5 protein-coding genes are annotated in these 5,238 nt (G+C 74.2%); 1 reads left to right on the forward strand and 4 read right to left on the reverse strand.

What is annotated here, in order from left to right:
- Positions 1–143: 143 nt before the first annotated feature.
- Together L1885_RS23005 and L1885_RS23010 are read right to left on the reverse strand one after the other, a co-directional pair.
- Complete coding sequence (locus L1885_RS23005) at positions 144–809, reverse strand: DUF6230 family protein (RefSeq protein ID WP_235799082.1); 666 nt, start codon at positions 807–809, stop codon at positions 144–146.
- A gap of 248 nt (positions 810–1,057) precedes the next feature.
- Positions 1,058–1,774, reverse strand: coding sequence for a TetR/AcrR family transcriptional regulator (locus L1885_RS23010; RefSeq protein ID WP_235799084.1), 717 nt, complete (start codon positions 1,772–1,774; stop codon positions 1,058–1,060).
- A 378-nt stretch (positions 1,775–2,152) separates the two neighbouring features.
- On the opposite strand from L1885_RS23010, the gene L1885_RS23015 reads away from it, so the two are divergent.
- Positions 2,153–2,827 carry a Tat pathway signal sequence domain protein gene (locus tag L1885_RS23015; protein WP_235799085.1) on the forward strand — a complete coding sequence of 225 codons (675 nt, stop codon included), beginning with the start codon at positions 2,153–2,155 and terminating at the stop codon, positions 2,825–2,827.
- 186 nt (positions 2,828–3,013) lie between these two features.
- Here the strand turns inward: L1885_RS23015 and L1885_RS23020 are convergent, their stop codons facing one another.
- Both L1885_RS23020 and mshA read right to left on the reverse strand, forming a co-directional pair.
- On the reverse strand, positions 3,014–3,550 hold the full coding sequence (locus L1885_RS23020; RefSeq protein WP_372482001.1) for a type III secretion system chaperone family protein: 537 nt from the start codon (positions 3,548–3,550) through the stop codon (positions 3,014–3,016).
- A 55-nt stretch (positions 3,551–3,605) separates the two neighbouring features.
- Positions 3,606–4,946, reverse strand: a complete 1,341-nt coding sequence (gene mshA, locus L1885_RS23025) for a D-inositol-3-phosphate glycosyltransferase (protein WP_235799087.1) — start codon at positions 4,944–4,946, stop codon at positions 3,606–3,608.
- Positions 4,947–5,238 lie beyond the last annotated feature (292 nt).

A 5,238-nucleotide genomic window follows, 5' to 3' on the forward strand; every position in this document is an offset into this window, starting at 1 on the left:
TGTGCCGTACGGGCTCGCGTCACGAGGAGCCGCGCCGTCCGGCGGGGCGGTGGGCCCCGGTACGCGGCCCGCGGCCCCCGCCGGGGGCACGGCGGCCGGGGACTGGTCCCCGGCCGGCCGCGGGTCGTGCTCGGGTGCCACGTTCAGCAGCCCTTCTTGGCGAAGTTCATGTGCAGGTTCGGCAGGGTGAACTTGGCCGCGGTGGTGGCGTAGTTGGTCTGCCGGAAGCCCGTCAGGGTCGCGGTGTCCGCCTGCTGGCCGAAGACCCCGAGCGGGCCCTTGACCGGGGGCTTGTCGAAGGTCGACGAGTCGCCGCCGATCTCGATGTTGCCGAACGAGGCGCCGGCCGCCGCGATGTCCGTCGAGTCGGTGGTCAGTGTGTCGGCCTCCACCCGGTGGCCCGCCTTGGTGCCGGCCGTCAGGTGCAGGTAGGTGCCGCCCAGGGACACGCTCTGGCAGAGGTTGGTGATCTCGGCGTGCCGGAACGCGCTGACGATCACCAGCTCCTGTCCGCCGGTGTCACCGGCGTTGGGGCTGTTGTCCGCCATGCTGTCCAGCGCGCCGAACTGGCCGAAGCCGGTGCCCTCCAGCGAGTCGCCGCTCACCACGAACGGCATGCCGGAGATGGCGAACTGTGCCGCGATCGCGCCCTGCGCGGTGAGCACCACCAGCGTGGCGGCGATCGCGGCGGCGGGCACGCCCATGATGGCGGCCCTGCGAAAGCGCACCCTGCCCCTGCGGGCGGGTGCCGGCGAGGACGCTCCGGCACCCTCGGTGTCGAATCTTGATGGTTCCTCGGAGATGGCCATGAATGAAGGCTCCCTTGAGCACGCTGACGATCGCGGAACGACGTGCGTCGGCTTCGCCCTGGCGCGGACCGCTCCCCTCGTACGCCACTGGACCCGGCCGGGCGACCCGGCGGAAGTGGCGACGCAGCCATGGGAGCACCTCGGAAGTTACCCCCAGGTACACCCCCGGTCAACGGGTTCTGTGAAAAAGAGGTGTTCTTTGTGTGCATCGTCGTGGCATCCCGCAACTACCGGGGACGACGGTGCAGTTACGGGCCCCCCACCGCAGGTCGGCGCTCCCCCGCGGCGGCCTCCCGGACACCGAAGGGTGCAAGAACCACACACAGCAGGGTCGGCAGCAGGTCCGGCAGGCCCTCCGCCGCGCCCTGCGAGATGCGCCGGTACAGCGCGAGGTGCACCGCGCCGATCAGCGCGTCGACCAGCTCCACGTCGACGACTCCCGGCGGGGCGGACGGCGCGCCGTCGAAGAACCTGCGGAAGCTGCGCAGCAGTTCCTCCCGCTCGGCGCGGCCCGCCCCGCCGATGACCTCCACCTCCACCAGCATCGCGGCGAACGCGGGCGTCCCCGCGAGGATCGCCAGCAGCTCGGCGAGCGCGGCGCGCACGGCCGCCGGCCAGTGGCCCCCGTGCCGCGCGTCGCGGTACGCCTGCTCCATCGCCTGCACGACGAGCCGCACCCCCGACCGGTAGGCGGCGAGCACGGCGTCGTCCTTGCCGGCGAACTGCTCGTAGAAGACGGGCCTCGTCACTCCGGCCGCCCGGCAGATGTCACTGATGCGCGCGCCCGCGTACCCCTTTTCGGCCACGGTGCGCGCGATGCCGTCGAGCAGCCGGTCCCGCTGCGTCGCGGCGACCAGCTCCGCCGGAGTCCTGCGAGGTCCGCGCCGGATCGAGCGCTCCGGTTCGCGCCCCGTGCGGGCCCCGGGCAGCAGCGGCCGCCGGCCGCCTTCCTGGGCGGTTTCCATGGCCGCTTCCCTCCCCCCGGACGGGTGGCCGCCGGGCCTCGCTGTTGACGGACCCGACACGCCGGGTTTACAACCCTCTTGGGTTTCCCTCTCGACCGTGGCTCGCCCACCGTGGCGTGTCACGGGCCGCGGAACGCGCGAGAACCGGGGACCGGGACGGGTCCGTGGCGCCGGACCCGTTTCCCCCCTTCCCGCAGGCACGACCCGTCACCCCCCAGGGCCCCGCCGGGCCCGACCGCCGGTGCGCGACCACGCCCGGCCGTCTCCTCCGACGCGCCGCTCCACCCGGACCATCCGCACCAGCCGGACCGTACGCCACCGCGCGTGCGTCCCGGCCTCCGCACGTCCACATCGTCCTCTCGGCGAAAGGGACTCGTCATGGGTAAGCGCACCATCCTCACCACCGCCGGAATCTCCGCGGCCGCCGCACTCCTGTGTGCCGCGCCCGCCATCGCGGCGGGCGCCGGCGCGCAGGCCGGCTCCGTCCTGACCACCGGGGCCGCCGGCGGCACGGCCGTCGCGACCGGCGACGTCCTGTCCGCGGCGCTCGCGCCCGGAGCCAAGGCCGTCATCGCCACGACCTCCGGCGGCAGCACCGGCATCACGTGCACCAGCTCGACGTTCACCGCGTCGGTGACGGGCAACCCCGCCGCCCCCGGCACGGCCACGGAGTCCGTCTCCGCGCACACCTTCGGCAACTGCACCACCAACGTCCTCGGCGCGACCGGCGTCCAGTCGATCACCGTCGGCAACCTGCCCTTCGCGTCGACCGCCACCTCGGCGGGCGCGCTCGACGTCGCGGCGGGCAGCGCGGGCGCGATCCAGACGACCGTGAAGCTCAACACCATTCTCGGTGCGATCACCTGCGTCTACACGTCGACCGGACTGAGCGGCACGACGTCCAACACCGGCAACACGATCACCTTCGCCAACCAGAAGTTCACCAGGACCACCGGCCCCGCGACCTGCCCCGGTTCGGGCTTCTTCTCGGCGAAGTACGGCCCCGTCCAGGACACCAGCGTCTCGGGCAGCCCGTCGGTCTTCGTCAACTGACGTTCCCCGGCGCTCCGTTCGCCCGCCCACTCGTTCGTCCGCCCGTCCGCCCGTCCGGAGGGGCGGACGCGCGGGCTCCGGGCGGGCGGGCTCCGGGCGGGCGGGCTCCGGGCGCGCGGACTCCGGGCGCGCGGGCGGACTCCCACCGCCGTGGGAGTCGCGAACGCCGGTGCGTCCGCCGGGTGTTCAGTCCCGGGTGTCCGGTTCCTCGCCGGTCAGGCGGGTGAAGGCCGCGAGGTTGCGGGTCGACTCGCCCCGGGCGACGCGCCACGCGTACTCCTTGCGGATGGCTTCCGCGAAGCCCAGTTCCAGCAGGGTGTTGAAGGAGCCGTCGGCCTCTTCGAGTACGGCGCCGAGGAGCCGGTCCAGTTCGTCGCCGGAGACCGCGGACAGCGGGAGCTTGGCCGTCAGGTAGACGTCGCCGAGCCGGTCGATCGCGTAACCGACCCCGTACAGCTTGAGGTTGCGCTCCAGCAGCCAGCGGTGGAAGCGCTCCGCGTTCTCGTCGGGGTGGCGCACGACGAACGCGTTCAGCGAGAGGGTGTGCCGGCCGACGCGCAGCGAGCACGTCGTGGAGAGCTTGCGCGTGCCGGGCAGGGTCACCACGTACGAGCCGGGGGCCGGCGACTCCCACGTGACGCCCGTACGGGCATGCCCAGCGGCGTCCCGGGCGTCGCCCGAGGCGCCCGCGTCGCCCGAGGCGCCCGCGTCGGCCTCGGCCAGCGCGTCCAGGGCCTCCTCGACGACGCGCGCCGCGTCCCGCTCCGTGATCGTCCGCTCAGCCATGCAGGGAGCGTACGCGACGGCGATGGTCCTGCATGGCGGCCATGTAGACGTCCGCCGTGGCGCCCGCCGCGGTGTCCCAGCCGAAGAACCGCGCGTGCCCGGCCGCCGCGGCGCCCATCCGCTCGACCAGTGCCGGCCGGTCGACGAAGCGCCGCAGGACCTCCGCGTACGACGCCGGGTCGTGGTCCGGCACGAGGAAGCCCGTCGTGCCGTGCCGCACGGCCACGGGCAGGCCGCCCACCTCGGCGGCGACGACCGGCGTGCCCGCCGCCTGCGCCTCGATGGCGACCAGGCCGAACGACTCGCTGTAGGACGGCATGACCAGGACGGAAGCGGCCCGGAACCACTCGGCGAGCCGGTCCTGGCCCACCGGCGGCACGAACCGCACCAGGTCGGCGATGCCGAGCCGCGCGGCGAGCTTCTGGAGCTTCTCCGGCTTCGCGAGGCCGCTGCCGCTCGGTCCGCCCACCACCGGCACGACCATCCGGCCGCGCAGCGTGGGGTCCCGCTCCAGCAGTACGGCCACGGCGCGCAGCAGCACGTCCGGGGCCTTGAGCGGCTGGATGCGGCCCGCGAACAGCGGCACGAACGCGTCGGCGGGCAGCCCGAGCCGGCCGCGGGCGGCGGCCCGGCCGTCGCCGGGGCAGAACCAGTCGAGGTTGACGCCCGGGTGCACGACGGCCGTGCGGGCGGGGTCCGCGTCGTAGAAGCGGACCAGCTCGCCCGCCTCCTCGTCGGTGTTGGCGATCAGCCGGTCGGCGGCGCGCACCACCTGCGTCTCGCCGATGACCCGGGCGGCGGGCTCGGGGGTGTCGCCCGCGGCGAGCGCCGCGTTCTTGACCTTGGCCATGGTGTGCATGGCGTGCACGAGCGGCACGCCCCAGCGCTCGGCGGCGAGCCAGCCGACGTGTCCGGACAGCCAGTAGTGGGAGTGCACCAGGTCGTAGTGGCCGGGGCGGTGGCCGGCCCATGCCTGCATCACCCCGTGCGTGAAGGCGCACAGCTGCGCGGGCAGGTCCTCCTTGGACAGGCCCTCGTAGGGGCCGGCGTCCACGTGCCGCACGAGGACACCCGGGGCGAGCTCCACGACCGGGGGCAGGCCGCCCGTGGTGGCGCGGGTGAAGATCTCCACCTCGACGTCGATGGCGGCGAGCCGCTTGGCCAGCTCCACGATGTACACGTTCATCCCGCCCGCGTCGCCCGTGCCGGGCTGGTGCAGGGGGGACGTGTGGACGCTGAGCATCGCTATGCGGCGCGGCCTGCGCCGCTGCCCGGGGAACCTGAGCCTGGGGGGCGATACCGTGCCCGCGATCCTGGACACGTACTGGCTCACGTCGACGGTCCTCTCGGTCGGGGCGGCGCGCCGGAGGCGGGCGGGGTCAGGCCTCCAAGGCGCTGAACAGCGGATCGGACCCTCACATTTCCGCTTTGCCAAAACATTGCCATGGTTTCCACTCCTGGCGGGCGTGTCGCGCACCGGTCGGGCGGCGTATCCCGGCGGGCGCGGCGTGCGGGGACGCCGCCACCGCCGAGGGATCCGGCGCGCGGGACGCCGCCACGGCTCCCGGCGGGGGTACGCACCCTGGCGGCCGTCGGGCCGCCGGCAGGGGCCCACGGGCGCCGAC

Origin of the sequence: Streptomyces fuscigenes (assembly GCF_021556455.1) — a bacterium.
Taxonomy (GTDB): Bacteria; Actinomycetota; Actinomycetes; order Streptomycetales; family Streptomycetaceae; genus Streptomyces; species Streptomyces fuscigenes.